Origin of the sequence: Rathayibacter sp. AY2B5 (assembly GCF_002931645.1) — a bacterium.
In the GTDB taxonomy this organism is placed as follows: domain Bacteria; phylum Actinomycetota; class Actinomycetes; order Actinomycetales; family Microbacteriaceae; genus Rathayibacter.
This window is the reverse complement of record NZ_PSUE01000008.1, coordinates 84,477-110,709: the sequence shown is the minus strand read 5'-3', so window position 1 is coordinate 110,709 and position 26,233 is coordinate 84,477. Positions and strand designations below refer to the sequence as shown.

Genomic DNA, 26,233 nt, shown 5'->3' with positions numbered 1-26,233 from the left:
TCGGGGACCCGGCCGAGCGGGCTCACGACCGGCCCCGAGGGCGGCGACCCGCGAGGAGGCCGGCCGTGATCCCGCTCGGCCGGGTCCCCGACGCGCACGCCTGCTCCCGAGCGGGCTGCCCGCGGACGGCGACGTTCGCGATCGCGTGGCGGAACCCGAGGATCCACGCGGAGGACCGTCGGAAGACCTGGCTGGCCTGCGGCGAGCACCTGGAGTTCCTGCGCGAGTTCCTCCTCGCCCGCGACTTCCCGCTCGAGGTGAAGCCGCTCTACACGGTCGATCGCGGAGCGGAACGATGAGCGGCGACGCGCCCCGTCCCTCCTGGCGCTTCGTCTTCTCGCGACGCTGGTTCGGCTACCTCGCTCTCGCGATCGTCTTCGCCGTCGCCTGCGTGCTGCTCTCGCGCTGGCAGGTCGCGCGGCTCGACCAGGCCGCCTCGACCAACCGGCTGGTCACCGCGAACTGGACCGCCGACCCGGTGGCGCTCGACGGGCTGCTCCCCGCCGACTCCACGTGGGACGACGCCCTCGAGTACCGCCCGGTCGAGATCACCGGCGTCTACGAGACGCAGGGGCAGACCCTCGTCCGCAACCGGCCCTACAACGGCAACCCCGGCTTCGAGATCCTGACGCCGCTGCGGCTCGACGACGGCAGCGTGTTCGTCGTCGACCGCGGCTGGGTCCCCGTCGGCTCGACCCAGGACTCCCCCGACGCGATCCCCGCGCCGCCCGAGGGAGAGGTGACCGTCGTCGCCCGCCTGAAGCCCGCGGAGGGACGGATCGACGGACGCTCCGCACCGGCCGGCCAGATCGCCACGATCCAGCTCGATGACCTGTCGACGCAGCTGGACGAGCCCCTGCGGACCTCGGCGTACGGCCTGCTGGTCGCCGAGGCGCCGGCGCCGGTCGACGCTCCCCCGCTGGCCGCGATCAAGCCAGTCTCCGACGAGGGCCTGCACATCAGCTACGCGATCCAGTGGGTGCTGTTCGCCGTCATGGGCTTCGGCGGGCTCGGCTGGGCGATCCGACACGAGTACCGCATCCGCAACGCCGACGACCCCGAGGTCGTGGCGGCCGAGGAGCGGCGCGAGGAGCGCCGCCGACGCCGCGGCCGCAGCGACTCCGAGGTCGAGGACGAGCTGCTCGACGCCCGCTAGGCGAGCGTGATCAGGTCGAGGTAGTCGGCCGCCCAGTGGTCCTCGGTGCCCTCCGGCATGATCAGGACGCGCTCGGGGTTCAGTGCCTCGACGGCTCCCTCGTCGTGGCTGACCAGGACGACCGCGCCCTCGTAGTGCGCGAGCGCGTCGAGGATCTCCTCGCGGCTCGCGGGATCGAGGTTGTTGGTGGGCTCGTCGAGCAGGAGAACGTTCGCGCCCGAGACCACGATCATCGCCAGGGCGAGACGGGTCTTCTCCCCGCCGGAGAGGACCCCGGCCGGCTTGTGCGAGTCGTCGCCGGTGAACAGGAACGAGCCCAGGACCCGGCGGGCCTCGGTCTCGGTGAGGTTCGGGCTGGAGGAGACCATGTTCTCGAGCACCGAGCGCTTGACGTCGATCGTCTCGTGCTCCTGCGCGTAGTAGCCGATCCGGAGGCCGTGCCCGGCCTCGATCACTCCGGTGTCGGGCTGGTCGACGCCGCCCAGGATGCGCAGGAGCGTCGTCTTGCCCGCTCCGTTGAGCCCCAGGATGACGACCTTGGAGCCGCGGTCGATCGCGAGGTCGACGGCGGTGAAGATCTCGAGCGAGCCGTAGCTCTTCGACAGGTTCTGAGCCTGCAGAGGGGTGCGACCGCAGGCGGACGGGGTCGGGAACCGGAGCTTCGCGACGCGGTCGACCGCACGGACCTCCTCGAGCCCGCTGAGCATGCGCTCGGCACGCGCGACCATCTGGTGCGCCGCTGCGGCCTTCGAGGCCTTCGCGCCGAACTTGGCGGCCTGCAGCTGGAGGGCGCCGGCCTTCTTCTCGACGTTGACCCGCTCCTTCTTGCGGCGCTCCTCGTCGGCGGCGCGCTGGCGCTGGTAGTTCTTCCAGTTCATGTTGTAGACGTCGATGACCTGGCGGTTGGCGTCGAGGTAGAAGACGCGGTTCACGGTCTCGCCGACCAGCTCGATGTCGTGGCTGATCACGATGAAGCCGCCGCGGTAGTTCTTGAGGAACTCGCGGAGCCAGACGACGGAGTCGGCGTCGAGGTGGTTCGTCGGCTCGTCGAGGATCAGCGTGCTCGCGTCGGAGAAGAGGATGCGCGCGAGCTCGATGCGGCGCCGCTGGCCACCGGAGAGCGTCTTGAGCGGCTGGTCGAGGATCCGGTCGGGGAGGTTGAGGTTGCTCGCGATCGACGCGGCCTCCGCCTCAGCCGCGTATCCGCCCAGGGAGAGGAAGCGATCCGTGAGGTTGCCGTACTTCTTCATGCCGGCCTCGCTCACGGAGGTGTCGCTGCTCGACATCGCGACCGTCGCCTCCTGCATGCCGAGCACCAGCTGCCCCAGCCCGCGGGCGTCGAGGATGCGGGTGCGCGCGAGCTCCTCCGGGTCGCCGGAGCGCGGGTCCTGAGGGAGGTAGCCGATCTCGCCGCCGCGGTCGACCGTGCCCTTCGAGGCGATGAGGTCGCCCGCGAGGACCTTGGTCAGCGTCGTCTTCCCCGCCCCGTTGCGGCCGACGAGGCCGACCTTGTCGCCGTCGCCCACCCGGAAGGAGACGTTCTCCATCAGGAGTCGGGCGCCGACTCGGAGTTCGAGGTCGTGCACGCTGAGCACAGTGCTGTCCGTTCCCGCCAAGAAATGGCGTTCGGTTCGGGAGGAGTGGGGCAAGGGGCCGCGATGCGGCAGCCCCCTAGTATATTTCCTGAGCCGCGGGGCGGATCCACGTCCGCTCACCGCGGACGCGCTCGCTCCTCGCTCTCGGGCGACCAGGACTCTCGGAGATCACCCATGTCCCCTTCCTCTTCCGCCCTCCCGCGCCCGGTCCTCGCCGACCGGCTCGTCACCCGCTCCGTCGCGACCGACGCCCTGCTGGTGCTCGCGGGTGCGGGTCTCACCGCGGCGATGGCGCAGCTGTTCATCCCGATGTGGCCGGTCCCCTTCACGGGCCAGACCTTCGCGGTCCTTCTGGTCGGCACGACGCTCGGCGCACTCCGCGGCGCGCTCTCCATGCTCGTGTACGCGCTCGTCGGCGCTCTCGGCGCCCCGGTCTTCACCGAGGGCTCGCACGGCTGGGCGGTCCTCGCGGGTCCCACCGGCGGCTACATCGTCGGCTTCGTCCTCGCGTCGATCGTCACCGGGTGGCTCGCCCAGCGGCAGTGGGACCGTCGCGTCCTCGGCACGCTGGTGACCTTCCTCGCCGGCACCGCCACCATTTACCTCGTCGGCCTGCCCTGGCTGGCCGCCGCCCTCGCCTCGCTGGGGCTGCCAGCCGACCTCGGCTCCGTCCTCTCCGCGGGACTCGTGCCCTTCCTGGTCGGCGACGCGCTCAAGGCGCTGGTCGCCGCCGCGCTGCTCCCCACCACCTGGGCGATGCTCTCGCGACGCTCGCGCTGAGCGGTCGCACGGACGCCGAAGGGCCGGGAGGACGATTCCTCCCGGCCCTTCGGGCGTCCGGCAGAGGTCGAGCCGCCCGGTCCTCCTGCTCGACCTCGGTGGGCACCTCCACCGACTCGACCGGCGGGGACGACGACGGCCCCGGACTCCGGAGCCGTCCCGCCCGGCCGTTCCGACTCCACGACGGACTGCGACAGGCTGAAGACGACAGGAACGCCGAAGGGCCGGGAGGACGACTCCTCCCGGCCCTTCGGCGTCGGTGTGCAGCGGCTAGATCGAGAAGCCGAGTGCGCGCATCATGTCGCGCCCGTCCTCGGTGATCCGGTCGGGACCCCACGGCGGCATCCAGACCCAGTTGATCCGGAACGCCTCGACGATGCCGTCGAGCGACTCGGCGGTCTGCTCCTCGAGCACGTCGGTCAGCGGGCAGCCCGCCGAGGTGAGGGTCATGTGGATGACGAGGGCGTCGTTCTCGTCGTCCCAGCCCAGGTCGTAGATGAGTCCCAGGTCGACCACGTTGACCCCGAGCTCGGGGTCCATGACGTCCTTGAGGGCCTCCTCGACCTGGTCGAAGAGCTTCGGCTCGAGAGTGGTGACCGCCATGATCAGACCGTCGCCGAGGTCAGGAAGCGGTCGTAGCCCTCGTCCTCGAGCCGGGTGGCGAGCTCCTTGCCGCCCTGCTCGGCGACGCGGCCGGCGACGAAGACGTGGACGAAGTCGGGCTGGATGTAGCGGAGGATCCGCGTGTAGTGCGTGATCAGCAGCACGCCGAGACCGGTGCTCTGGTGGGCGCGGTTGACGCCCTCCGACACGATCTTGAGCGCGTCGACGTCGAGGCCGGAGTCGGTCTCGTCGAGGACGGCGAACTGCGGGGCGAGCAGCTCGAGCTGGAGGATCTCGTTGCGCTTCTTCTCGCCGCCCGAGAAGCCCTCGTTGACGTTGCGCGCCGCGAAGGACGAGTCCATGCGGAGGTTCGCCATCGCCGACTTGACGTCCTTCGTCCACGTGCGGATGGCGGGCGCCTCGCCGGCGATCGCGGTCTTGGCGGTGCGGAGGAAGTTGGTGTTGGTCACACCGGGGATCTCGACCGGGTACTGCATGGCGAGGAAGAGGCCCGCGCGGGCGCGCTCGTCGACGGACATGTCGAGGACCTCGACGCCGTCGAGGGTGATCGAGCCGCCGTCGACGTGGTACTTGGGGTGTCCCGCGATCGTGTACGCGAGGGTGGACTTGCCGGACCCGTTGGGGCCCATGATCGCGTGGATCTCACCCTGGTTGATGGTGAGATCGACACCGCGGAGGATCTGCTTGGTCCCCTGCTCGGTCTCGACACTGACGTGGAGATCGCTGATCTGGAGAACGGACATTCAGACTTCCTTCGTGACGGTCGGGTCGATGTAGACGTCGCCGTCGATGATCTCGACGACGAAGACGGGGACCGGCTCGTAGGCCGGGAGGTTCAGCGGGGTGCCGGTGCGGAGGGAGAACTGGGAGCCGTGCGCCCAGCACTCGAGGCTGTCGCCCTCGACGAAGCCCTCGGAGAGCGAGATCTCGCCGTGGGTGCAGGTGTCGCCGATGGCGTGGATCTCGCCGGCGGAGTCCTGCACGACCGCGATCGCGACTCCGTCGACCTCGACCCGCATGGCCTGGTTGGGGATCAGCTCGGAGACCGAGCAGATCATCGCGGCGTTGCTCATGCGGGGACCGCCGCTCCGCGGGAGGAGCCGGTCTGGCCGGCGCTGCCGGCGAGCTCCGCCTCGATCGCGAGCTGCAGGCGGTCCTCGAGCTCGGCGACCTTGATCTGCTGCACGATCTCGCTGAGGAACCCGCGCACGACCAGGCGTCGCGCCTCGTCCTCGCGGATCCCGCGGGACTGCAGGTAGAAGAGCTGCTCGTCGTCGAAGCGGCCGGTCGCCGAGGCGTGCCCCGCTCCGGCGATGTCACCGGTCTCGATCTCGAGGTTCGGGATGGAGTCGGCGCGCGTGCCGTCCGAGAGGACGAGGTTGCGGTTCTGCTCGTAGCTGTCGGTGCCGGTGGCGCTGTTGCGGATCAGGACGTCGCCGATCCAGACGGTGCGCGCGCCCTCGCCCTGCAGCGCGCCCTTGTAGGTCACGCGGCTGCGGGTGTCGGGGGCGTCGTGGTCGACGTACACCTGCTGCTCGAGGTGCTGGCCGCCGTCGGCGAAGTACAGGCCGAAGAGCTCGCCGTCCGCTCCACGCTCGACGAGGTGCGCCGAGGGGTTCACCCGGACGATGGAGCCGCCGAGGGTGACCACGATGTGCTTCACCTTCGCGTCGCGTCCGACCCGCACGAAGTGGTTGGCCAGGTGCCGGGCGTCGTCCGCCCACTCCTGCACGGTGACGACGGTGAGCTGCGCGCCCTCGCCGACGAGGATCTCCACGTTCTCCGCGAGGGAGGCCTCCCCCTCGTTCTGCAGCACGACGACGGCGCGGGCGTAGGGCGCCGCCTCGATGATCGTGTGCGCGGCGCGGGGTGCGGAGCCGAGGCCCGAGCGGACGAGGGTGGCGACCTTCTCGTCCTCTCCCGTCACGCGGACGGCGAGAGCCTTCTCGAAGCTCGACCAGGCGTTCGCGGCGGCACGGTCCTCGGGGAGGCCGGCAGTGCCGATCCGCTGGTCGTCGCGGCCGACCCACGAGACGTCCACACCGTCCACCGCCGCGTGCTCGAGGGGGACGGGCGAGCCGTCGAGCGCGCCGTCGATGAGATCGCCGAGGCGGGCGACGGGGGTCAGCTTCCAGGCGATCTCGCGGCCGGTGACGGCCTCGAAGGCCTCGACGTCGGCCGACGCGAAGCGCTCGGAGCGCGTCTGCACGGGCGTGAACGCCCCGTCGGAGTGGGCGCTGATGCCCAGGCGCTCAGCGGTGGCCGCGCCGTCGATCTCGGGGGTCGCGGCGCTCGTGGGGACCGTCATCTGGCGGTGGTTCCTTTCGATGGGTGCGGGGCGCCCCGTCCGGGCGCCCCTTCGAGGGGGGAGGCGGGCGTCAACCGACGCTGCCCTCCATCCCCATCTCGATGAGCTTGTTCAGCTCGAGGGCGTACTCCATGGGCAGCTCGCGCGCGATCGGCTCGATGAAGCCGCGGACGATCATGGCCATCGCCTCGTCCTCCGGCAGGCCGCGCGACATCAGGTAGAAGAGCTGCTCCTCGCTGACCTTCGACACCGTCGCCTCGTGGCCGAGCTGCACGTCGTCGACACGGATGTCGATCGCCGGGTAGGTGTCGGAGCGCGAGATGGTGTCGACCAGGAGGGCGTCGCAGCGCACGGTGTTCGCTGAGTGGTGCGCGTTCGCGTCCACCCGGACCTCGCCGCGGTATCCGGCGCGACCGCCGCCGCGGGCGATCGACTTCGAGACGATCGACGACTGCGTGTACGGCGCCATGTGGACCATCTTCGCGCCGGCGTCCTGGTGCTGGCCGGGGCCCGCGAACGCAACGGAGAGGGTCTCGCCCTTGGCGTGCTCGCCGACCAGGAAGATCGACGGGTACTTCATCGTGACCTTGGAGCCGATGTTGCCGTCGATCCACTCCATCGTCGCGCCCTCGTGCGCGATCGCGCGCTTGGTGACGAGGTTGTAGACGTTGTTCGACCAGTTCTGGATCGTCGTGTAGCGCACGCGGGCGTTCTTCTTCACGATGATCTCGACCACGGCCGAGTGCAGCGAGTCCGACTTGTAGATCGGAGCCGTGCAGCCCTCGATGTAGTGGACGTAGCTGTCCTCGTCCGCGATGATCAGGGTCCGCTCGAACTGGCCCATGTTCTCGGTGTTGATCCGGAAGTAGGCCTGCAGCGGGATGTCCACGTGGACGCCCTTGGGGACGTACACGAAGGAGCCGCCGGACCAGACCGCGGTGTTCAGCGCCGCGAACTTGTTGTCGCCCGCGGGGATGACGGTGCCGAAGTACTCCTCGAAGATCTCGGGGTGCTCGCGCAGCGCCGTGTCGGTGTCCATGAAGATGACGCCCTGCTCCTCCAGGTCCTCGCGGATCTGGTGGTAGACGACCTCGGACTCGTACTGGGCCGCGACGCCGCCGACGAGGCGCTGGCGCTCCGCCTCCGGGATGCCGAGCTTCTCGTACGTGTTCTTGATGTCGTCCGGGAGGTCGTCCCAGGTCTGCGCCTGCTTCTCGGTGGAGCGGACGAAGTACTTGATGTTGTCGAAGTCGATGTCCGACAGGTCGGCGCCCCACGTCGGCATGGGCTTGCGCTCGAAGAGCTTCAGGGCCTTCATGCGGCGGTCGCGCATCCAGGCGGGCTCGTTCTTGAGCGCGGAGATGTCGGAGACGACCTCGGGCGAGATGCCGCGTCGCGCGGAGGCTCCGGCGGAGTCCGAGTCGGACCAGCCGAACTCGTAGACGCCCAGGCTCTCGAGCTCGGGGCGGTCGATCAGGATGTCTGACATGTGTACCTCGTTTCCTACCCACTGCTAACCGGTCGGGTCCCGGAGTCATTCCCCCGGGGGTGGCCCGCGGGTGCTCTCCGGCCGGTCGCGCGATCGATCTGATGCGCGGAGCGGATGATGTGCGTCCCTGGATTCCGGAGGTGTGCGTCGGCGCTCCATCGGGCCGTGTGCGGATCACGTGCGCAGGGTACGTCGAACCGTGACCAGCTTCTCATTCTACCGGCGTCCGCCGTTCAGCGGAACCTCCGCACCTGGGTGTCGGCCGGGCACCGGTGACGTGCCTCCAGACGCGCATGGCCATACCAGTGTCGGTGGTCCGTGATTCGGTTCCGCCATGACGAACGACGCATCGACCCCGATCCCCGCACGACTCGTGACCGCACTGGTGGGCGCCGGCCTGCCGACCGGACCCGCACGGGCGTTCGGCCCTCTCGCCCGCGCGATCGCGGCCGACCTCCCGCTGCGGGCGCTCCCCCGCGTGCTCCTGCGCCTCCGGCGGCACCTGCTCTCCGCCGAGCCGGAGCCCGCGGTCAGGCGGCGGGCTGGAGCTCCTGGGCGGCGTCCCGGCGCTGGGCGCGCACGGTGAACAGCCTCGGGTTGACGTCGAGCAGCACGCGGACCGCGCCGACCCAGATGAGCGCCGAGCCGAGCAGGTGCACCGCGACGAGCGTCTCGGGCAGCGCGGTGAGCGACTGCGCGACCCCGACCAGCGCCTGCAGCACGACGACCACGAGGAAGGCGACCACGCGCCGCCGGGCGAGCTCCGAGCCCGCCGCCCGCGACAGGCGCAGGAGCAGCGCGGCGCCCACGACGAGCACCGCCGTGCCGAGCACGCCGTGGACGACGGTCACGCTCGCCCAGTGGAACTGCATGCGGGGCACCTCCGCGGAGTCGCCGGCGTGCGGGCCGGTCCCCGTCACGAGGGTCCCCACGAGGATCACGAGGAGCGTCAGGCCGACGAGCCCGATGCTGAGCGCCCGCGTCGGGCGGTCAGGCTCGAAGGCCACGGACTGCGAGCGGTGGGCGCGGTGCCACGTCAGTGCGGTGGTGGTGAGGAGGGCGATGGCGAGAACGAAGTGCCCGGCCACGATGTACGGGTTGAGGCCCGAGTGGACGGTCGCGCCGCCCGCGAGGGCGTTCGCGACGACGAGCCAGAACTGCGACCAGGCGAGCCGGGTCATGGTGCGGTCGCGCGGCTTCTGCAGGCGCGCGGCCGTGATCGCCCAGCCCACCGCGACCACGAGGACGCCGGTGAACGCGCGGTTCGTGAACTCGATGAAGCCGTGGATCCCGAGCTCGGGTGTCGAGGTGAGCGAGCCCGGCTCGCACGCCGGCCAGGTGGGGCAGCCGAGGCCCGAGCCGGTCAGCCGGACGACGCCCCCGAAGAAGATGATCAGGATGCTCGCGACGAGCGCCGCGGTGGTCCCCCAGCGCAGTGCGCGCGGACCGAGGGTCACCCGCTCGGCGAGCAAGGAGAACGGCGTCACCATCAGAAGGGCAGCAGCGGGTCGATGCCGACGGCGAGGAAGAGCAGGGTGAGGTATCCGATGGACCCGTGGAACACCCGCATCGGCGAGACGTGCTCGTGACGGATCGCGAGGCTGTAGAGGCGGTGCGTCTCGGCGATGAACCAGACTCCGCTGCCGAGCGCGACCACCGTGTAGAGCACCCCCATGCTGGCGACGGGGATCAGCAGGAGCGAGCAGGCGACGGTGGCCCAGGCGTAGAGGATGACCTGGAGCCCGACGATCGTGCGTCCGCGCACGACGGCCAGCATCGGCACGCCGGCGGCCTGGTAGTCGTCCCGGTACTTCATCGACAGCGGCCAGTAGTGCGGCGGCGTCCAGAGGAAGATGACGGAGAAGAGGATGACGGGGGCCCAGTCGAGCGAGCCGGTGACCGCCGCCCAGCCGATCAGCACCGGCATGCAGCCCGCGATGCCGCCCCACACGATGTTCTGCGGCGTCCGGCGCTTGAGGAAGAGCGTGTAGAACACGACGTAGATCAGGATCGCGGCGAGCGAGAGGCCCGCGGAGAGCCAGTTGGCCGTGAGGCCGAGCCAGACGATCGACAGGACGCCGATCGTGGTCGCGAAGACGAGCGCGGACCGGTCCGAGATCTCCCCGGTCACGAGCGGCCGGTTCTTCGTCCGGTTCATGATCCGGTCGATGTCGCGGTCGAAGTAGCAGTTGAACGCGCCCGCCGAACCGGCGCTCAGGGCGCCGCCGATCAGGACGTTGAGGACCAGCAGCAGGTTCGGGATCCCGCCCTGCGCCAGGATCATCGTCGGAGCGGTCACCACGAGGAGCAGCTCGATCACGCGCGGCTTCGTCAGAGCGACGAAGGCCTTCACCTTGCGCGAGAGGGTCGTCGGCGACGCCCCGTCCCGCTCGACGGCGGTGGTCTCCACGACTGCGTCCATTGCTCCTCTAACGATTCGATGATCCCGAACGAGTGTAATGCGCCCGTCCGGGAGCCGGGCCCGGCGTGCACGCTTGTCCAATCGGACGCAGACATATGCGACCACGCAACCCCCGGTCAGCGGCGCACCCCCCTCCGTATACTCGGGACTGCTCGCCAGAGCGCCCGGCACGCACCCGAGCCCGCCCGACGATCGTCGGCACGGGGCCGAGAGGGCCGTCGCCGGAGCATCGTGTCGAAGTCGTCATGCGGCGTGCTCCACCATGCGAGAGGGCGGACGGTCCCCGTCTGCCCCACGTCTCGAGAAGGGTCAGTACCAAGTGTCAGAACTGCAATGGGAATCCATTGACGAGAAGGCAGTCGACACGGCGAGGGTTCTCGCCGCGGATGCGGTCGAGAAGGTCGGCAACGGCCATCCCGGAACCGCCATGAGCCTCGCGCCCGCCGCCTACCTCCTGTTCCAGAAGGTCATGCGCCGCGATCCGTCCGACGCGACCTGGATCGGCCGCGACCGGTTCATCCTGTCGGTCGGCCACTCGTCGCTGACCCAGTACGTCCAGTTCTACCTGGGCGGCTACGGACTCGAGCTCGACGACCTCAAGGCGCTGCGCACCTGGGGCTCGAAGACCCCGGGCCACCCGGAGTACGGCCACACCGACGGCGTCGAGATCACCACAGGGCCGCTCGGCCAGGGCCTCGCCTCCGCCGTGGGCTTCGCCTACGCCTCGCGCTTCGAGCGCGACCTGTTCGACCCGGAGGCCGCCGCGGGCACCTCCCCGTTCGACCACTTCGTCTACGTGATCGCCGGCGACGGCGACCTGCAGGAGGGCGTCACCAGCGAGGCCTCCTCGCTGGCCGGCCACCAGAAGCTCGGCAACCTGGTCGTCATCTACGACTCCAACCAGATCTCGATCGAGGACGACACCAACATCGCCTTCACCGAGGACGTCAAGGCGCGCTACGAGGCCTACGACTGGCAGGTCCAGGTCGTCGACTGGAAGAAGACGGGCGAGTACCACGAGGACGTCGCCGAGCTGCACGCCGCGATCGAGGCCGCGAAGGGCGAGACCGACAAGCCGTCGCTCATCATCCTGCGCACCATCATCGGCTGGCCGTCGCCGAAGAAGCAGAACACCGGCAAGATCCACGGCTCCGCCCTGGGCGCCGACGAGCTCCGCGGACTCAAGGAGGTGCTCGGCTTCGACCCCGAGAAGACCTTCGACGTCGCCGACGAGGTCATCGAGCACACCCGCAAGGCCGTCGAGCGCGGCCAGGCCCAGCACGCCGAGTGGGACGAGCAGCTCGCCGCCTGGGCGTCCGCGAACCCCGAGAAGAAGGAGCTGCTCGACCGGGTCCTCTCGGGCGAGCTGCCCGAGGGCGTCCAGGAGGCGCTCCCCGTCTTCGAGCCCGGCAAGGAGGTCTCGACCCGCGCTGCATCCGGCAAGGTCATCAACGCCCTCGCCGGCGTGATCCCCGAGCTGTGGGGCGGCTCCGCCGACCTCGCCGAGTCGAACAACACGACGATCGAGGGAGCCGGCTCCTTCGTCCCGACGGAGTTCTCGACCCACGAGTGGACCGGGAAGAAGGGCGGCCGCGTGCTGCACTTCGGCATCCGCGAGCACGCCATGGGCGCGATCCTCAACGGGATCGTCCTGCACGGCAACACCCGCCCCTTCGGCGGCACCTTCCTGATCTTCTCCGACTACATGCGCCCGGCGGTCCGTCTCGCCGCGCTCATGAAGGCGCCGGCCATCTACGTCTGGACCCACGACTCCGTGGCGCTCGGCGAGGACGGCCCGACGCACCAGCCGGTCGAGCAGCTGTCGACCCTCCGCGCGATCCCGGGCCTGGACATCGTCCGCCCCGGCGACGCGAACGAGGTCGCCTACGCCTGGAAGACCATCCTCGAGCGCCGCGAGGGCCCCGCCGGCCTCGCGCTCACCCGTCAGAACATCCCGGTGTTCGAGCGCGGCGAGGGCGACGCGGAGGGCGAGACCTTCGCCTCCGCCGCGAACGTCGCCCGTGGTGCCTACATCCTGGCCGAGGCGCCGGGCGGCACCCCGGACGTGATCTTCATCGCGACCGGCTCCGAGGTCCAGATCGCCGTCGAGGCGCGCGAGGCCCTGAGGAGCGAAGGCGTCAACGCCCGCGTCGTCTCGGCTCCGTCCCTCGAGTGGTTCGAGGAGCAGGACGCCGAGTACCGCGAGAAGGTCCTGCCCTCCTCGGTGAAGGCGCGCGTCTCGATCGAGGCCGGCCTGAGCCTGGGCTGGCAGAAGTACGTCGGCGACGCCGGCCGCTCCGTCTCGATCGAGCACTTCGGCGCCTCGGCCGACTACAAGACCCTGTTCCGCGAGTTCGGGATCACCACCGAGGCGGCACTGTCCGCCGCCAAGGAGTCGCTCGCAGCCTCCTGACCCGAAGGCCGCGTCCACCACGGACGCGGCCTTCGCCGTCGGAGCAGCGGCTCCCCCTCACACCACGCACCACCTACGCAGAAGAAGAAGAGACATGACCGAGAACACCCCCACCGCAGAGCTCTCCGCCGCCGGCGTCAGCATCTGGCTCGACGACCTCTCCCGCTCGCGCATCTCCACCGGAGGGCTGCAGAAGCTCATCGAGGAGAAGAACGTCGTCGGAGTCACCACGAACCCCACGATCTTCGCCGCGGCCCTGACCAACGGCGAGTCCTACGACGCCCAGGTGCGCGAGCTCGCCTCCGCCGGCACCTCGGTGACCGACGCCGTCTTCGAGATCACCACCGACGACGTCGCCGCGGCGTCCGACATCTTCCGCCCGATCTACGACGCGACCAACGGCTACGACGGCCGCGTGTCGATCGAGGTCGAGCCCGGCCTGGCGCACGACGCCCAGGGCACCATCGAGCAGGCCAAGGCCCTCTGGGCCAAGGTCGACCGCCCCAACGCGATGATCAAGATCCCCGCGACCGTCGAGGGCCTCGAGGCCATCACGGAGGTCATCGGCTCCGGCATCTCGGTGAACGTCACCCTGATCTTCTCGCTCGCCCGCTACCGCGCCGTCATCAACGCGTACCTGGCCGGCCTCGAGAAGGCCAAGGACGCCGGCATCGACCTGTCGACCATCCACTCCGTCGCCTCGTTCTTCGTCTCGCGCGTCGACACCGAGATCGACAAGCGCCTCGAGGCCGTCGGCACCGACGAGGCCCGCGCCCTCAAGAGCAAGTCCGGCGTCGCCAACGCGCAGCTGGCCTACGAGGTCTTCGTCGAGGCGTTCGCCACCGAGCGCGCCCTGCTGCTCCAGGAGTCCGGCGCCAACCGCCAGCGCCCCCTCTGGGCCTCGACCGGCGTCAAGTCGACCGACCTCCCCGACACCCTCTACGTGACCGAGCTCGTCGCGGCCGGCGTGGTCAACACGATGCCCGAGAAGACCCTCGAGGCGACCTTCGACCACGGCGTCATCACCGGCGACACCGTCACCGGCTCGTACGCCGACGCGAACGCCGTCCTCGACGCCGTCGCGGCGCAGGGCGTCTCGTACGCCGACGTCACCGAGCTGCTCGAGAAGGAGGGCGTGGAGAAGTTCATCGTCTCCTGGAACGAGCTGCTCGACACCGTCACCGCGGCGCTCGAGGGCGCGAAGGCGCAGGCCTGATCATGGCCATCCAGATCCACGTCAGCGGAGACGCCGAGAAGGCCGTCGACCGCGTCGTCCCGGAGCTCGTCGCCGACGAGGTCGCGTCCGGCATCACCGCCCAGGCCCCCACCCTGTGGGGCGCCGCGGCGGAGGAGGAGGCGGCCAAGCGCCTCGGGTGGACCGAGTCGACCACCGTCTCCCGCCCCCTGATCCCCCAGATCCTCGCCCTGCGCGAGGAGTTCCAGGCCAAGGGCGTCGACCACATCGTCCTCGGCGGCATGGGCGGCTCCTCGCTCGCGCCCGAGGTCATCACCCGCACCGCCGGCGTCGAGCTCACCGTGCTCGACTCGACGGCGCCCGGCCAGGTGCTCGCGGCCCTGAACGACCGGCTCGCGTCGACCGCGGTCGTCATCTCCTCGAAGTCCGGCTCGACCGTAGAGACCGCGAGCCAGAAGAAGGCCTACGAGAAGGCGTTCACGGAGGCGGGCATCGATCCGCTCGACCGCATCGTCATCGTGACCGACCCGGGCTCGCCCCTGGACACCTCCTCCCGCGAGGCCGGCTACCGCGTGTTCAACGCCGACCCGAACATCGGCGGGCGCTTCTCGGCGCTCTCCGCGTTCGGCCTCGTGCCGTCCGGGCTCGCCGGCGCCGACATCGAGGCCCTCCTCGACGAGGCGGCCGAGGCCTCCCTCGGGCTCGCCGTGGACTCCCCCGAGAACCCGGGCCTGATCCTCGGAGCGGCGATCGCCGCGACCAGCCCGCGCCGCGACAAGCTCGCGATCGTCGCCGACGGGACCGACATCGTCGGCTTCGCCGACTGGGCGGAGCAGCTCATCGCCGAGTCCACCGGCAAGGACGGCACGGGCATCCTCCCCGTCGTCCTCGGCACGCTGGCCCCCGAGCTCTCGGAGGACCTGCCCGACGTGCAGGTCGTCCGCCTGGTCGAGGACGCCACGGCGCTGCACCTGTTCCCGCGCGACCGCCACGAGGGCGAGATCCTCCTCTCCGGCTCGCTCGGCGCTCAGATGCTGACGTGGGAGTACGCCGTCGCCGTCGCGGGTCGCCTCCTGGGCATCAACCCGTTCGACCAGCCCGACGTCGAGTCGGCGAAGGTCGCGACCCGGGCCCTGCTCGAGAAGCGGCCCGAGCCCGAGGCGCCCGCGTTCACCGACGCGGGCATCGAGGTCACCGGCAGCAGCAGCGTCACCGAGGGCGTCTCGACCGTCGCCGCCGCTGTCGACCGCCTCCTCGCGCAGCTGGGCGACGGCGGCTACGTCTCGATCCAGGCGTACGTCGACCGCCTCGCGCTCCCGCAGCTCGAGGGCGTGCGCGACCTACTCGCCGCGCAGGCCCAGCGCCCCGTCACCTTCGGGTGGGGCCCGCGCTTCCTGCACTCGACCGGGCAGTACCACAAGGGAGGGGCGCCGACCGGCGTGTTCCTCCAGATCACCGAGCGCTCCGACGTGGACCTCGAGATCCCGGACAGCCCGTTCACCTTCGGCCAGCTCATCCTGGCGCAGGCCGCCGGCGACGCGAGCGTGCTCGCCGAGCACGGCCGGCCGGTGCTGACCCTCACGCTGACCGACCCCGAGGCCGACCTCGAGGCGCTCTTCGAGGCCCTCAACACCTGATCCGACGGGCACGCCGCCGCTGCGCTCTCGAGCGCGCGGCGGCGTGCCCGCGGTCGTCCCGCGACCACTTCCCGGGGCAGCAGCCGGGCCCGCCCGCTCCTCCCCCTCCCTCACCGATAGCAGTGCGCCGGTCCCACCGGCACACAGAAGGACACTGCACATGTCTGTGGACATCACCCCCGAGTTCAATCCGCTGAGGTTGAGCTTCGACCGCCGGTTGAACCGGATCGCCGGGCCCAGCGGCCTCGTCATCTTCGGCGTGACCGGCGACCTCTCCCGCAAGAAGCTCATGCCCGCGGTCTACGATCTCGCCAACCGCGGCCTCCTGCCTCCCGGCTTCGCCCTCGTCGGATTCGCCCGGCGCGACTGGGACGACCAGGACTTCGAGCAGGTCGTCCACGACTCCGTGAAGAAGCACGCCCGCACCGAGTTCCACGAGGAGGTCTGGGCGCAGCTCGCGCAGGGCATCCGGTTCGTGCAGGGCGAGTTCGACGACCCCGAGGCGTTCGCCCGCCTGAAGACGACCGTCGACGACCTCGACCGCGAGCGCGGCACGAACGGCAACTTCGCCTTCTACCTCTCGATCCCCCCGAAGTCCTTCCCGCAGGTCACCGAGCAGCTGCGCAGCTCCGGCCTCGCCGAGCAGAAGGACGGCCAGTGGCGCCGCGTCGTCATCGAGAAGCCGTTCGGCAGCGACCTGAAGACGGCTCGCGAGCTGAACGACGTCGTCGAGTCGGTCTTCCCGCCCGACTCCGTCTTCCGGATCGACCACTACCTCGGCAAGGAGACGGTCCAGAACATCCTGGCCCTCCGCTTCGCCAACATGATGTACGAGCCGCTCTGGAACTCGAACTACGTCGACCACGTGCAGATCACCATGGCCGAGGACATCGGCGTGGGCGGGCGCGCGGGCTACTACGACGGCATCGGAGCGGCGCGCGACGTCATCCAGAACCACCTGCTGCAGCTGCTCGCCCTGACCGCCATGGAGGAGCCGATCTCGTTCGACGCGGCCGACCTCCGTGCGGAGAAGGAGAAGGTCCTCGCGGCCGTCCGCCTCCCCGCCGACCTCTCCACCGCGACCGCCCGCGGGCAGTACGCCGGCGGCTGGCAGGGCGGCGAGAAGGTGCTCGGCTTCCTCGAGGAGGACGGCATGAGCCCCACCTCGACCACCGAGACCTACGCCGCCATGCGCCTGGACATCGGCACCCGACGCTGGGCCGGCGTGCCGTTCTACCTGCGGGCCGGCAAGCGCCTCGGCCGCCGCGTCACCGAGATCGCGGTCGTGTTCAAGCGGGCACCGAAGCAGCTCTTCGCCGAGAGCCAGACCACGTCGCTGGGCCAGAACGCGCTCGTCATCCGGGTCCAGCCCGACGAGGGCGTCACCATGCGCTTCGGCTCGAAGGTGCCCGGCGCCGGCATGCAGGTGCGCGACGTGACGATGGACTTCGGCTACGGCCACGCGTTCACCGAGGCGAGTCCCGAGGCCTACGAGCGTCTCATCCTCGACGTCCTCCTGGGCGAGCCGCCGCTCTTCCCCCGGCACGAGGAGGTCGAGCTGTCCTGGAAGATCCTCGACCCGATCGAGGAGTTCTGGGCCACGCAGGGCCAGCCCGAGCAGTACCGCCCCGGAACCTGGGGCCCCGATTCCGCCGACGAGCTCCTCGCCCGCGACGGCCGCACCTGGAGGCGTCCATGATCGTCGATCTGCCCGACACCACGACGAGCGAGGTCTCGAAGACCCTCGTCAAGATCCGCGAGGAGGGCGGCGCCGTCGCCCTCGGCCGCGTCCTCACCCTCATCATCGCGACCTCCCGGGGTCACGAGGAGGAGGCCATCGAAGCCGCGAACGACGCGTCCCGCGAGCACCCGATGCGCGTCATCGTGGTCTCGAAAGACGACGGCACCACCACGGTCCCGGTCGACGCGACGGCGCGGGTCGACGCGCAGATCCGGGTCGGAGGCGACGCCGGCGCGAGCGAGGTCGTCGTGCTCCGTCCCTACGGGGACGCGGCCGAGGACGAGGAGAGCCTGGTCACGGGCCTGCTCCTCCCCGACGCCCCCGTCGTGGCCTGGTGGCCGAACAGCGCTCCGGACAACGCCTCCGCGTCCCCGATCGGCCGGATCGCCACCCGGCGGATCACCGACGCGTCGGCCCAGTCGAACCCGGCGGAGGCGCTGCACCACCTCGCCTCCACCTATGCCCCCGGCGACACCGACTTCGCCTGGACCCGCCTCACCCTCTGGCGCGCGCAGCTCGCAGCCGTGCTCGACCAGCCGCCCTACGAGCCGATCACGGCCGTCGAGGTCTCGGGCGCGCCCGACTCCCCCTCGACGATCCTGCTCGCCGCCTGGCTGCAGCTCGAGCTCGACATCCCCGTCGACCACGAGCTCACGATCAGCGCCACCGGGTCCAGCGGGATCCACGGCGTGCGGCTCATCCGCGACTCCGGAGTGATCGAGCTCGAGCGCTCGGTGCCCAACGTCGCGACGCTCACGCAGCCCGATCAGCCGGTCCACGACATCTCGCTCCCCCGCCGCAGCCTCCGGGACTGCCTGGCGGAGGAGCTGCGCCGGCTCGACCCGGATGACCTGTACGGTGAAGTGATCTCGCGCGGGGTCGACATGCTCACTGAGAAGGCCGAGGCCCGCAGCGCCTCCTGAGGCGTGGGCGCCCGTCCAGGGCGCCCACGCCTCAGAGCTTCCCGACACGGAGCCGAACCCCGCCGATCGGCACCCGAACCCGAAGGAGTCCCCTGAGATGACCACCGAACGCCGCGTGCTGGTCCACCGCGACAAGCAGACCCTCGCCGGCTCGGTCGCCGCCCGGTTCCTCACCAAGACGATCGACGTCCTCGACGACCTGGGTTCGGCGAACGTCGTGCTCACCGGAGGGACGATGGGAGCCGCCACGCTCAAGGAGATCGGCTCCTCCTCCGCCGCCGGCAACGTGGACTGGTCGCGCGTGCACTTCTGGTGGGGCGACGAGCGCTGGGTGCCCCGCGGCCACGAGGACCGCAACGACGTCCAGGCCGGGGACCTCTTCAGCGTCCTCGATGTGCCGGCGGCGAACGTGCACTCTTACCCGGCCTCGGACGAGGGTCTGGACCTCGACGGCGCCGCCGCTGCCTACGACGCGGAGCTGCGCGAGCACGCCTCCGAGGGGCGCGACTACCCGCGCTTCGACATCACCTTCCTCGGTGTCGGGCCGGACGGGCACATCGCGTCGCTGTTCCCCGAGCGCTCCGCGATCCGCTCCACGACTCCCGGCGTCCTCGCCGTCCGCAACTCGCCGAAGCCGCCGCCGGAGCGCCTCACCCTCACGCTGCCGCTGATCAACCAGTCGGACCGCATCTGGATGGTGCTCGCCGGCGCCGACAAGGCCTCGGCCCTGGGCCTCGCGCTCGCGGGTGCCAGCACGAACGAGGTGCCCGCGTCGGGCGCGTTCGGTCGCAAGCGCACGGTGTTCTTCGTCGACCAGGAGGCAGCGGCCGAGGTCCCCGAGTCGCTCATCGCTCCGAGCTACTGAGCCCGGTCCGGAAACGACGGAAGGCCCGTCCCCCGAGGGGGCGGGCCTTCCGTCGTTCGTCGTCCGGTGAGGATCAGGACGGGGTCGCGGTGCCTCGTCGGGCGCGCAACTGCTGCAGCGCCTCCTCGAGGAGCTGAGCCGCCTCGGCCTCGGTGCGGCGCTCCTTCACGTAGGCGAGGTGCGTCTTGTAGGGCTCGGTCTTCGCGACCTGCGGCGGGTTCGCCCGGTCGCGGCCCGCGGGGAGACCGGACTGCGGCGAGTCGATCACCTCGGGGATCTCGTCCTCGGGGAGGGCCGCCGAGAAGTGGCGCACCGTCTCGTTGCCGAGAGCGTCCCAGTAGGAGACCGCGACGCGCTCCGCGTGGAAGCCCCGGTCCTGCTCGCCCATGGGTCCTGCGCCGACGCGCGAACCGCGGATTGCACTGCCGCCTGATGCCATTGCGAGTACCCCTATGCTCCGGTGGTGAACTTGGTGATGAGTCCGAGCACCACGATGCAGGCCAGCCAGACGACGCCCAGGATCACGGTGATGCGGTTCAGGTTGCGCTCGGCGACGCCCGACGCGCCGAGGTTGGAGGTGACTCCGCCCCCGAACATGTCGGACAGTCCGCCGCCGCGCCCCTTGTGGAGCAGGATCAGCATGGTGAGCAGGAGGCTCGTGATGCCCAGGATGACCTGGAGCACGACCTGGAGGATGTCCACGCGGTACCTTTCGAAGTTCTGGCGCGTTGCGCGCCCCGACGAGTATAACGGCGCCTGCGAATCCGCGAGGAATGCGTCGTCCCGTGTTCGGAGCGATGTATACGAGTGTCCGTCGAGGGGCGGAGCGGGTGGCCTCGTCGCGGCGCCCTCGACAACCTCTCCAGTCGCCGGACCGCGAGCCTGTGATCCACGTACTTTCGGATCGATCGAGCCGAACGCGCCACGCTCTCGGAGGGCACCCCGCGAGGAGCTGACGGCACCGGACCGGCCAACGCGTGATGCCAGTGTGGGATCTCCGAGGCGAACCGGCGATCCGCGTCCCAGCGGATCGACGTAGCCGGACGCATCCCGCTCTCGGAACCGCGCCCCGTCGCGAAGCCGACCGCGCCACGCCGCGCAGGGAGCGGCGTGGACGACGAGAGGGCGGGCCCGATGGGCCCGCCCTCTCGTCGCAGCAGCTCAGACCCCGACGTGGTTCCGGAATCGCGCGATCGCCGCGAACTCGTCGACCTGGAGGCTGGCCCCTCCGACGAGTGCTCCGTCGACGTCGGGCTCGCGCATGAAGCCGGCGATGTTGCCGGACTTCACGGAGCCGCCGTAGAGGATGCGGGTCTTCGCGGCGGTGCCGGCTCCGAGGACGTCGGCGACGACTCCGCGGAGCGCCTTGCAGACCTGCTGGGCCTGCTCGGGCGTCGCGGCCTGTCCGGAGCCGATGGCCCAGACCGGCTCGTAGGCGACGACGAGGTCGGCGTCCGCGGGGAGGCCGGTGAGGGCCTCCTTCAGCTGGGCCACCGGCACGGCCGACGGGCCGTGCTTCTCGAGGTCCTCCGCGGTCTCGCCGACGCAGATGATCGGAGCGACGCCGTGATTGACGGCCGCGGCCGACTTGGCGGCGATGTCCGCGTCCGTCTCGCCGTGGAGCGTGCGACGCTCCGAGTGGCCGACGATCACGTAGTCGCAGTCGAGCTGCTTCAGGAACTGGCCCGAAATCTCACCGGTGTAGGCGCCGCTGTCGAACTTCGAGACGTCCTGCGCGCCGTACTTGAGCGGCAGCTTGTCCGAGTCGACGAGGATCTGCACGGGCCGGAGGTCCGTGAAGGGCGGGAACACCGCGACCTCGACACCGTCGAAGTCGTGGTCGGCGTCCTTGAGGCTCCACGCCAGCTTCTGCACGAAGGCGATGGCCTGGAGGTGGTCCAGGTTCATCTTCCAGTTGCCGGCGATGAGCGGGGTGCGGGCGGCGGTGTCTACCATCCGAGGACCTCCAGTCCGGGGAGGCGCTTGCCCTCGAGGAATTCGAGGCTCGCTCCGCCTCCCGTCGAGATGTGGCCGAACTGGTCGTCGCGGAACCCGAGGGCGCGGACGGCCGCGGCGGAGTCGCCTCCGCCGACGACGCTGAGACCGTCGACCTCGGTGAGCGCCTGCGCGACGGTCTTGGTGCCCGCCGCGAACGGCTCGAGCTCGAAGACGCCCATGGGGCCGTTCCAGAACACCGTCTCGGACGCCGCGATGATCTCGGCGAAGTGCGCGGCGGTGTCCGGTCCGATGTCCAGGCCGAGGCCCTTCTCGCCGAAGGGCGTGCCCTCGATCGCGTCGGCCGAGGCGACCTGGTGCTCGGCGTCGGGGCCGAACTCCGACGCCACGACGACGTCCGTCGGCAGGACGATCTCCACGCCCAGCTCCTTCGCCTTCGCGAGGTAGCCGAGCACGGTGTCGACCTGGTCCGCCTCCAGCAGGCTGGCGCCGACCTCGTGGCCCTGGGCCTTGAGGAAGGTGAACAGCATTCCGCCGCCGATGAGGATCGAGTCGACCTTCGGCAGCAGGTGCTCGATCACGCCGAGCTTGTCCGAGACCTTCGAGCCGCCGAGGACGACCGCGTAGGGGCGCTCGGGCTTCTCGGTGAGCCGCTCCAGCACCTCGAGCTCGGCCGCGATCAGCGTGCCGGCGGCGCTGGGGAGAAGCTCGGCGAGCTCGTAAACGCTCGCCTGCTTGCGGTGCACGACGCCGAACCCGTCGGAGACGAAGGCGTCGCCGTAGGCGGCCAGCTTCTCGGCGAAGGTGCGGCGCTCGGCTTCGTCCTTGCTCGTCTCGCCGGCGTTGAACCGGAGGTTCTCGAGGACGACGACCTGGCCGTCCTCGAGGGCGTCGACGGCGGCCGAGGCCGCCTCCCCGACGGTGTCCTCGGCGAAGGCCACCGGAGCGTCGAGCAGCTCGCCGAGGCGGGCGGCGACGGGAGCGAGGCTGTACTTCGCCTCGGGCTTCCCCTCGGGGCGCCCGAGGTGGCTCACGACCACGACTCGGGCGCCCTCGGAGACCAGACGCTGGAGCGTGGGCACCGACGCGCGCACGCGGCCGTCGTCCGTGATCGTTCCGTCCTTCAGGGGGACGTTCAGATCGCAGCGGACGACGACGCGCTTGCCTGCGAGGGAGCCCAGTGAGTCCAGAGTGCGGAGCGTCACTGCGCGCAGCCCTTAGAGCTTGCCGGCGACGAACTCGGTGACGTCGACGAGGCGGTTGGAGTAGCCCCACTCGTTGTCGTACCAGGAGGCGACCTTGACCTGGCTGCCGATGACCTTCGTGAGGCCCGCGTCGAAGATCGACGAGTGCGGGTCGGTCACGATGTCGCTCGAGACGATCGGGTCCTCGGTGTACTTGAGGATGCCCTTGAGGTCTCCCTCGGAGGCCGCCTTGTACGCCGCGTTGATCTCCTCGACGGTGGCGGGCTTGGTCAGCTCGACGGTGAGGTCGGTGATCGAGCCGGTCGGGACCGGGACGCGGAGGGCGTAGCCGTCGAGCTTGCCGACGAGCTCCGGGATGACCAGGCCGAGCGCCTTGGCGGCACCGGTCGAGGTCGGGATGATGTTGACGGCGGCGGCGCGGGCGCGACGCAGGTCGCTGTGCGGGCCGTCCTGGAGGTTCTGGTCGGCGGTGTACGCGTGGACCGTGGTCATCAGGCCGCGCTCGATGCCGAAGTTGTCGAGCAGCACCTTGGCGAGCGGCGCGAGGCAGTTCGTGGTGCAGGACGCGTTCGAGATGATGTCGTGCGTCGCGGGGTCGTAGGTGTTCTCGTTCACGCCGAGGACCAGGGTCGCGACGTCGCTGCCGGTGGCGGGAGCGGAGACGATGACCTTCTTGGCACCCGCGGTGATGTGCTTGCGCGCGTCCTCCGACTTGGTGAAGCGGCCGGTCGACTCGATGACGACGTCGACTCCCAGCTCGCCCCAGGGGAGGTTCGCGGGGTCGCGCTCCTCGAGGACGATGATCGGCTTGCCGTTGACGACGATGCGGTCGCCGTCGAGCTCGACGGTCGCGTCGAGGCGGCCCGTGATGGAGTCGTACTTCAGGAGGTGCGCGAGGGCCTTGTTGTCGGTGAGGTCGTTGACCGCGACGATCTCGAGGTCGCTGCCCTTGGCGAGGGCTGCACGGAAGAAGTTACGGCCGATACGGCCGAAGCCGTTGATGCCGATCTTGACGGACACAGATATCTCCTGGTGAGGATAGGCACCTCGACGGTGCAGTGGAGGGGTGGAAGCCGACGACAGGGCGTCCCGGACGCGGGGCCCGGGACGCCGAGATCGCTACGACAGTAGCAGCAGGCCCGAAGTCTTCTCGCGGGCCTTCTCGAAGCGCGCGGAGACGTCGGCCCAGTTCACGATGTTCCAGAACGCCTTGACGTAGTCGGCCTTCACGTTGACGTAGTCGAGGTAGAAGGCGTGCTCCCACATGTCGAGGAGGAGGACCGGGACGGTCGCCGCGGCGAGGTTGCCCTGGTGGTCGTAGAGCTGCTCGATGATGAGCTTCTCGCCGAGAGAGTCCCAGGCGAGGATCGACCAGCCGGAGCCCTGGATGCCGAGGGCCGAGGCGGTGAAGTGGGCGCGGAACTTGTCGAACGACCCGAAGTTGTCGTCGATGGCCGCGGCGAGCTCGCCGACGGGCTTGTCGCCGCCGTCCGGCGAGAGGTTGTTCCAGAACACGGTGTGGTTCACGTGACCGGCGAGGTTGAAGGCGAGGTCCTTCTGGAGCTTGTTCACGTTCGCGAGGTTCTCGCTGTCGCGAGCCTCCTGCAGCGAGGCGAGGGCGGTGTTCGCCCCGGCCACGTACGTCGCGTGGTGCTTGTCGTGGTGGAGCTCCATGATCCGCCCACTGATGTTCGGCTCGAGGGCCGAGTAGTCGTAGGGCAGTTCGGCGAGCGTGTAGTCAGCCATGTGCGATCTCCTGTTCGTGGTCGTCGCTCCCGTGCGACCCGTCGGCGTCTCGGCGTCCTCCGCGAGGCGGAGGAGGAGGGCCGGGAGTGTCCTGAGCGACCCGATCAGTCTAGCGAGGGGGCCCCTCCGCGTTCGGAGGGCTTGCGTTGTTCGACCAGGAGACACTCAGCGTTCGCCGGGCGGGGCGCGCCGTGCGGCCGGGCCTACAGGTCCTGCAGCTCTGCCGGGAGGTTCGCGTCGGTGCCCGGGATGTCGAGGTCGGACGCGCGCTTGTCGGCCATCGCGAGGAGGCGGCGGATGCGGCCGGCGACGGCGTCCTTCGTCATCGGCGGATCGGCGTGGTGGCCGAGCTCGTCGAGACTCGCGTCGCGGTGCGCGAGGCGCAGGCGCCCGGCGTAGCGGAGGTGCTCCGGGATGTCGTCGCCCAGGATCTCCATCGCGCGCTCGACGCGGGCGCACGCCGCGACGGCGGCCTGGGCGGAGCGGCGGAGGTTCGCGTCGTCGAAGTTGACGAGGCGATTCGCGGTCGCCCGCACCTCGCGGCGCTGGCGCAGCTCCTCCCAGCTCGCGACGGTCGCGGTCGCGCCCATCAGGGTGAGCATCGCGCTGATGCTCTCGCCGTCGCGGATGACGACCCGGTGGACGCCGCGCACCTCGCGGGACTTGGCCTGGACTCCCAGTCGTCCGGCGGCTCCGACGATCGCCATGGCCGCCTCGTTGCCGGGGCAGACGATCTCGAGCGCCGCGGAGCGGCCCGGGTCGGTCAGCGAGCCCTGGGCGAGGAAGGCGCCGCGCCACAGGGCGGCGAGCTCCTCGCGGGAGCCGGTCGTGAGGCGGTTGGGCAAGCCGCGGACGGGCCGGCCCCGCTGGTCGAGGAGGCCGGTCTGCCGGGCGAGGGTGTCCCCGCCCTCGACGACGCGCACCAGCCAGCTCGTGGTCCTCCGGGATCCGCCGGCCGAGACGATGCTGCCCTCGCTGCGGACGCCGTACAGCTCGGCGAGGTCGCGGCGCACGCGGGTCGCGAGCGGGGCGGAGTCGAGCTCGACCTCGACCGCGAGGCGGTTGGAGATGATGTGCAGTCCTCCGGAGAAGCGGAGGATGGTCGCCAGTTCGGCGGCACGGACGGTGTTCTTGCGCGAGACGATCGCGACCAGTTCGCCCTTGACGTCTGCGGTGAGGGCCACGGAGTCTTCCTTACGTCGGGTGCGCGGCTGAGCGCGCGGGGATCATTCTCGGCCGAGGTCGCGGTGCGCCACGTTGACGGCGACGCCCGGCAGCTCGGCCAGACGGGCCGCGACACGGCCCGCGACCGCGACGGAGCGGTGCTTGCCTCCCGTGCAGCCGATCGCGATGGTCGCGTGGCGCTTGTTCTCGCGCTGGTAGCCGTCGAGCACGGGGCGCAGGGCCCGGGAGTAGGAGTCGATGAACTCCTCGGCGCCCTGCTGGGCCAGCACGTAGTCTCTCACCTCTTCGTCGAGACCCGTGTGCGGACGCAGCTCCGGGATCCAGTACGGGTTCGGCAGGAACCGCGCGTCGGCCACCATGTCGGCGTCCGTCGGCAGCCCGTACTTGAAGCCGAAGCTCATCACCGTGACCTGGAGGCCCGCGCGGCCGGCCTCGGCGAAGCGCTCGGTGATGCTGGTGGCCAGCTGGTGGATGTTGAGGTCCGAGGTGTCGATCACGATGTCGGCCGACTCCCGCAGCTGAGCGAGGCGCGTCCGCTCGGCGGAGATGCCGTCGAGGAGGGTCCCCCGGCCCTGCAGCGGGTGCGGACGGCGCACCTGCTCGAAGCGGCGGACGAGCGCGGCGTCGGTGGCCTCGAGGAACACCACTCGGAGGTCGACCCCGGCGCGCAGCTCGCGGACGATGTCGCCGAGGTCCTCGAAGAAGTCGCGTCCGCGGACGTCGACGACCGCCGCGATCTTCGGCAGCGTGTCCCCTGCACGCTGCGCCAGGTCGACCAGCGGGCGCAGCATCTGCGGCGGCAGGTTGTCGACGACGTACCAGCCGAGGTCCTCCAGCGCGTTCGCGGCCGTGGACCTGCCCGCTCCGGACATCCCCGTGACGATCAGCACGTCCTGCTGCTCGCTCTCCGTGCTCATGCGCTCTCCGTGCTCGTGTCTGCTCGTGTCCTCGGTGCCGGGCACCGGCCGCTCTCCCCCGGAGCGCGGGCCTCCA

General features: G+C 70.4%; 25 protein-coding genes. 9 read left to right on the top strand and 16 right to left on the bottom strand.

Annotated elements, in window-relative coordinates; genetic code table 11:
- Positions 1 to 65: 65 nt before the first annotated feature.
- Positions 66 to 299: a hypothetical protein gene (locus tag C5C30_RS07820; RefSeq protein WP_104260748.1), complete on the top strand. Its 234-nt coding sequence runs from the start codon at positions 66 to 68 to the stop codon at positions 297 to 299.
- Positions 296 to 1,156 carry an SURF1 family protein gene (locus tag C5C30_RS07815; protein WP_104297635.1) on the top strand — a complete coding sequence of 287 codons (861 nt, stop codon included), beginning with the start codon at positions 296 to 298 and terminating at the stop codon, positions 1,154 to 1,156. The genes C5C30_RS07820 and C5C30_RS07815 overlap by 4 nt, the downstream gene beginning before the upstream one ends.
- Here C5C30_RS07815 and C5C30_RS07810 read toward each other — a convergent pair.
- Positions 1,153 to 2,751: an ABC-F family ATP-binding cassette domain-containing protein gene (locus tag C5C30_RS07810; protein WP_104221943.1), complete on the bottom strand. Its 1,599-nt coding sequence runs from the start codon at positions 2,749 to 2,751 to the stop codon at positions 1,153 to 1,155. The genes C5C30_RS07815 and C5C30_RS07810 overlap by 4 nt on opposite strands.
- A gap of 174 nt (positions 2,752 to 2,925) precedes the next feature.
- On the opposite strand from C5C30_RS07810, the gene C5C30_RS07805 reads away from it, so the two are divergent.
- Positions 2,926 to 3,531 carry a biotin transporter BioY gene (locus tag C5C30_RS07805; protein ID WP_104232632.1) on the top strand — a complete coding sequence of 202 codons (606 nt, stop codon included), beginning with the start codon at positions 2,926 to 2,928 and terminating at the stop codon, positions 3,529 to 3,531.
- 270 nt (positions 3,532 to 3,801) lie between these two features.
- Here C5C30_RS07805 and C5C30_RS07800 read toward each other — a convergent pair whose 3' ends face one another.
- The 7 genes from C5C30_RS07800 to C5C30_RS07770 all read right to left on the bottom strand — a co-directional run bounded on the left by C5C30_RS07800 (position 3,802) and on the right by C5C30_RS07770 (position 10,374).
- On the bottom strand, positions 3,802 to 4,134 hold the full coding sequence (locus C5C30_RS07800) for a metal-sulfur cluster assembly factor (RefSeq protein ID WP_104221939.1): 333 nt from the start codon (positions 4,132 to 4,134) through the stop codon (positions 3,802 to 3,804).
- Between the two features lie 2 nt (positions 4,135 to 4,136).
- On the bottom strand, positions 4,137 to 4,898 hold the full coding sequence (sufC, locus tag C5C30_RS07795) for a Fe-S cluster assembly ATPase SufC (RefSeq protein ID WP_104221937.1): 762 nt from the start codon (positions 4,896 to 4,898) through the stop codon (positions 4,137 to 4,139).
- Complete coding sequence (locus tag C5C30_RS07790; RefSeq protein ID WP_077222834.1) at positions 4,899 to 5,228, bottom strand: non-heme iron oxygenase ferredoxin subunit; 330 nt, start codon at positions 5,226 to 5,228, stop codon at positions 4,899 to 4,901.
- A complete protein-coding gene (gene sufD / locus C5C30_RS07785; RefSeq protein ID WP_104333473.1) occupies positions 5,225 to 6,463 on the bottom strand; it encodes a Fe-S cluster assembly protein SufD in 1,239 nt (412 codons plus the stop codon). The genes C5C30_RS07790 and sufD overlap by 4 nt, the downstream gene beginning before the upstream one ends.
- 70 nt (positions 6,464 to 6,533) lie before the next feature.
- Positions 6,534 to 7,952: a Fe-S cluster assembly protein SufB gene (gene sufB / locus C5C30_RS07780; protein WP_104221933.1), complete on the bottom strand. Its 1,419-nt coding sequence runs from the start codon at positions 7,950 to 7,952 to the stop codon at positions 6,534 to 6,536.
- Positions 7,953 to 8,482: 530 nt separating this feature from the next.
- The gene (locus C5C30_RS07775) at positions 8,483 to 9,442 is read right to left on the bottom strand and encodes a heme A synthase (protein WP_104260742.1); all 960 of its coding nucleotides are present in this window, start codon (positions 9,440 to 9,442) and stop codon (positions 8,483 to 8,485) included.
- Positions 9,442 to 10,374: a heme o synthase gene (locus tag C5C30_RS07770; RefSeq protein ID WP_104333472.1), complete on the bottom strand. Its 933-nt coding sequence runs from the start codon at positions 10,372 to 10,374 to the stop codon at positions 9,442 to 9,444. The genes C5C30_RS07775 and C5C30_RS07770 overlap by 1 nt, the downstream gene beginning before the upstream one ends.
- Positions 10,375 to 10,693: 319 nt before the next feature.
- On the opposite strand from C5C30_RS07770, the gene tkt reads away from it, so the two are divergent.
- The 6 genes from tkt (at position 10,694) to pgl (ending at position 19,148) form a co-directional block, all read left to right on the top strand.
- Entirely contained in the window at positions 10,694 to 12,787 is a 2,094-nt protein-coding gene (gene tkt, locus C5C30_RS07765) for a transketolase (protein WP_104221926.1), read from the top strand.
- Between the two features lie 94 nt (positions 12,788 to 12,881).
- Positions 12,882 to 14,003, top strand: a complete 1,122-nt coding sequence (gene tal / locus C5C30_RS07760; RefSeq protein WP_104221924.1) for a transaldolase — start codon at positions 12,882 to 12,884, stop codon at positions 14,001 to 14,003.
- A 2-nt stretch (positions 14,004 to 14,005) separates the two neighbouring features.
- Positions 14,006 to 15,619, top strand: coding sequence for a glucose-6-phosphate isomerase (locus C5C30_RS07755; protein WP_104260739.1), 1,614 nt, complete (start codon positions 14,006 to 14,008; stop codon positions 15,617 to 15,619).
- Positions 15,620 to 15,779: 160 nt separating this feature from the next.
- Positions 15,780 to 17,318 carry a glucose-6-phosphate dehydrogenase gene (gene zwf / locus C5C30_RS07750; protein WP_104246802.1) on the top strand — a complete coding sequence of 513 codons (1,539 nt, stop codon included), beginning with the start codon at positions 15,780 to 15,782 and terminating at the stop codon, positions 17,316 to 17,318.
- Positions 17,315 to 18,283 (top strand): glucose-6-phosphate dehydrogenase assembly protein OpcA, encoded by a 969-nt coding sequence (locus C5C30_RS07745; protein ID WP_104232638.1) that lies wholly within the window; start codon positions 17,315 to 17,317, stop codon positions 18,281 to 18,283. The genes zwf and C5C30_RS07745 overlap by 4 nt, the downstream gene beginning before the upstream one ends.
- Positions 18,284 to 18,380: 97 nt before the next feature.
- A complete protein-coding gene (gene pgl, locus C5C30_RS07740) occupies positions 18,381 to 19,148 on the top strand; it encodes a 6-phosphogluconolactonase (RefSeq protein ID WP_104221917.1) in 768 nt (255 codons plus the stop codon).
- Between the two features lie 73 nt (positions 19,149 to 19,221).
- Here the strand turns inward: pgl and C5C30_RS07735 are convergent, their stop codons facing one another.
- From C5C30_RS07735 to rapZ, 8 genes are all read right to left on the bottom strand, one after another.
- Positions 19,222 to 19,587 (bottom strand): RNA polymerase-binding protein RbpA, encoded by a 366-nt coding sequence (locus tag C5C30_RS07735; RefSeq protein WP_055791968.1) that lies wholly within the window; start codon positions 19,585 to 19,587, stop codon positions 19,222 to 19,224.
- Positions 19,588 to 19,598: 11 nt separating this feature from the next.
- On the bottom strand, positions 19,599 to 19,850 hold the full coding sequence (gene secG, locus C5C30_RS07730) for a preprotein translocase subunit SecG (RefSeq protein WP_104221915.1): 252 nt from the start codon (positions 19,848 to 19,850) through the stop codon (positions 19,599 to 19,601).
- Between the two features lie 459 nt (positions 19,851 to 20,309).
- A complete protein-coding gene (gene tpiA, locus C5C30_RS07725) occupies positions 20,310 to 21,104 on the bottom strand; it encodes a triose-phosphate isomerase (RefSeq protein ID WP_104333471.1) in 795 nt (264 codons plus the stop codon).
- The gene (locus C5C30_RS07720) at positions 21,098 to 22,309 is read right to left on the bottom strand and encodes a phosphoglycerate kinase (RefSeq protein WP_104263177.1); all 1,212 of its coding nucleotides are present in this window, start codon (positions 22,307 to 22,309) and stop codon (positions 21,098 to 21,100) included. Before C5C30_RS07720 ends, tpiA begins: the two co-directional genes overlap by 7 nt.
- 12 nt (positions 22,310 to 22,321) lie before the next feature.
- Complete coding sequence (gene gap / locus C5C30_RS07715; protein WP_104221909.1) at positions 22,322 to 23,329, bottom strand: type I glyceraldehyde-3-phosphate dehydrogenase; 1,008 nt, start codon at positions 23,327 to 23,329, stop codon at positions 22,322 to 22,324.
- Between the two features lie 99 nt (positions 23,330 to 23,428).
- Positions 23,429 to 24,055, bottom strand: coding sequence for a superoxide dismutase (locus C5C30_RS07710; protein ID WP_104221907.1), 627 nt, complete (start codon positions 24,053 to 24,055; stop codon positions 23,429 to 23,431).
- Positions 24,056 to 24,258: 203 nt separating this feature from the next.
- The gene (gene whiA, locus C5C30_RS07705) at positions 24,259 to 25,239 is read right to left on the bottom strand and encodes a DNA-binding protein WhiA (protein WP_104237489.1); all 981 of its coding nucleotides are present in this window, start codon (positions 25,237 to 25,239) and stop codon (positions 24,259 to 24,261) included.
- 42 nt (positions 25,240 to 25,281) lie between these two features.
- Positions 25,282 to 26,157, bottom strand: coding sequence for an RNase adapter RapZ (rapZ, locus tag C5C30_RS07700; protein ID WP_097166020.1), 876 nt, complete (start codon positions 26,155 to 26,157; stop codon positions 25,282 to 25,284).
- Positions 26,158 to 26,233 lie beyond the last annotated feature (76 nt).

Coding starts and splice junctions, on each gene's coding strand:
- C5C30_RS07735 (WP_055791968.1), bottom strand. CDS start 19,587: ATGGCATCAGGCGGCAGTGCAATCCGCGGTTCGCGCGTCGGCGCAGGA.
- C5C30_RS07745 (WP_104232638.1), top strand. CDS start 17,315: ATGATCGTCGATCTGCCCGACACCACGACGAGCGAGGTCTCGAAGACC.
- tpiA (WP_104333471.1), bottom strand. CDS start 21,104: ATGGTAGACACCGCCGCCCGCACCCCGCTCATCGCCGGCAACTGGAAG.
- sufB (WP_104221933.1), bottom strand. CDS start 7,952: ATGTCAGACATCCTGATCGACCGCCCCGAGCTCGAGAGCCTGGGCGTC.
- tal (WP_104221924.1), top strand. CDS start 12,882: ATGACCGAGAACACCCCCACCGCAGAGCTCTCCGCCGCCGGCGTCAGC.
- zwf (WP_104246802.1), top strand. CDS start 15,780: ATGTCTGTGGACATCACCCCCGAGTTCAATCCGCTGAGGTTGAGCTTC.
- C5C30_RS07805 (WP_104232632.1), top strand. CDS start 2,926: ATGTCCCCTTCCTCTTCCGCCCTCCCGCGCCCGGTCCTCGCCGACCGG.
- C5C30_RS07770 (WP_104333472.1), bottom strand. CDS start 10,374: ATGGACGCAGTCGTGGAGACCACCGCCGTCGAGCGGGACGGGGCGTCG.
- C5C30_RS07710 (WP_104221907.1), bottom strand. CDS start 24,055: ATGGCTGACTACACGCTCGCCGAACTGCCCTACGACTACTCGGCCCTC.
- rapZ (WP_097166020.1), bottom strand. CDS start 26,157: ATGAGCACGGAGAGCGAGCAGCAGGACGTGCTGATCGTCACGGGGATG.
- C5C30_RS07755 (WP_104260739.1), top strand. CDS start 14,006: ATGGCCATCCAGATCCACGTCAGCGGAGACGCCGAGAAGGCCGTCGAC.
- pgl (WP_104221917.1), top strand. CDS start 18,381: ATGACCACCGAACGCCGCGTGCTGGTCCACCGCGACAAGCAGACCCTC.
- C5C30_RS07815 (WP_104297635.1), top strand. CDS start 296: ATGAGCGGCGACGCGCCCCGTCCCTCCTGGCGCTTCGTCTTCTCGCGA.
- C5C30_RS07790 (WP_077222834.1), bottom strand. CDS start 5,228: ATGAGCAACGCCGCGATGATCTGCTCGGTCTCCGAGCTGATCCCCAAC.
- sufC (WP_104221937.1), bottom strand. CDS start 4,898: ATGTCCGTTCTCCAGATCAGCGATCTCCACGTCAGTGTCGAGACCGAG.
- C5C30_RS07800 (WP_104221939.1), bottom strand. CDS start 4,134: ATGGCGGTCACCACTCTCGAGCCGAAGCTCTTCGACCAGGTCGAGGAG.
- sufD (WP_104333473.1), bottom strand. CDS start 6,463: ATGACGGTCCCCACGAGCGCCGCGACCCCCGAGATCGACGGCGCGGCC.
- C5C30_RS07775 (WP_104260742.1), bottom strand. CDS start 9,442: ATGGTGACGCCGTTCTCCTTGCTCGCCGAGCGGGTGACCCTCGGTCCG.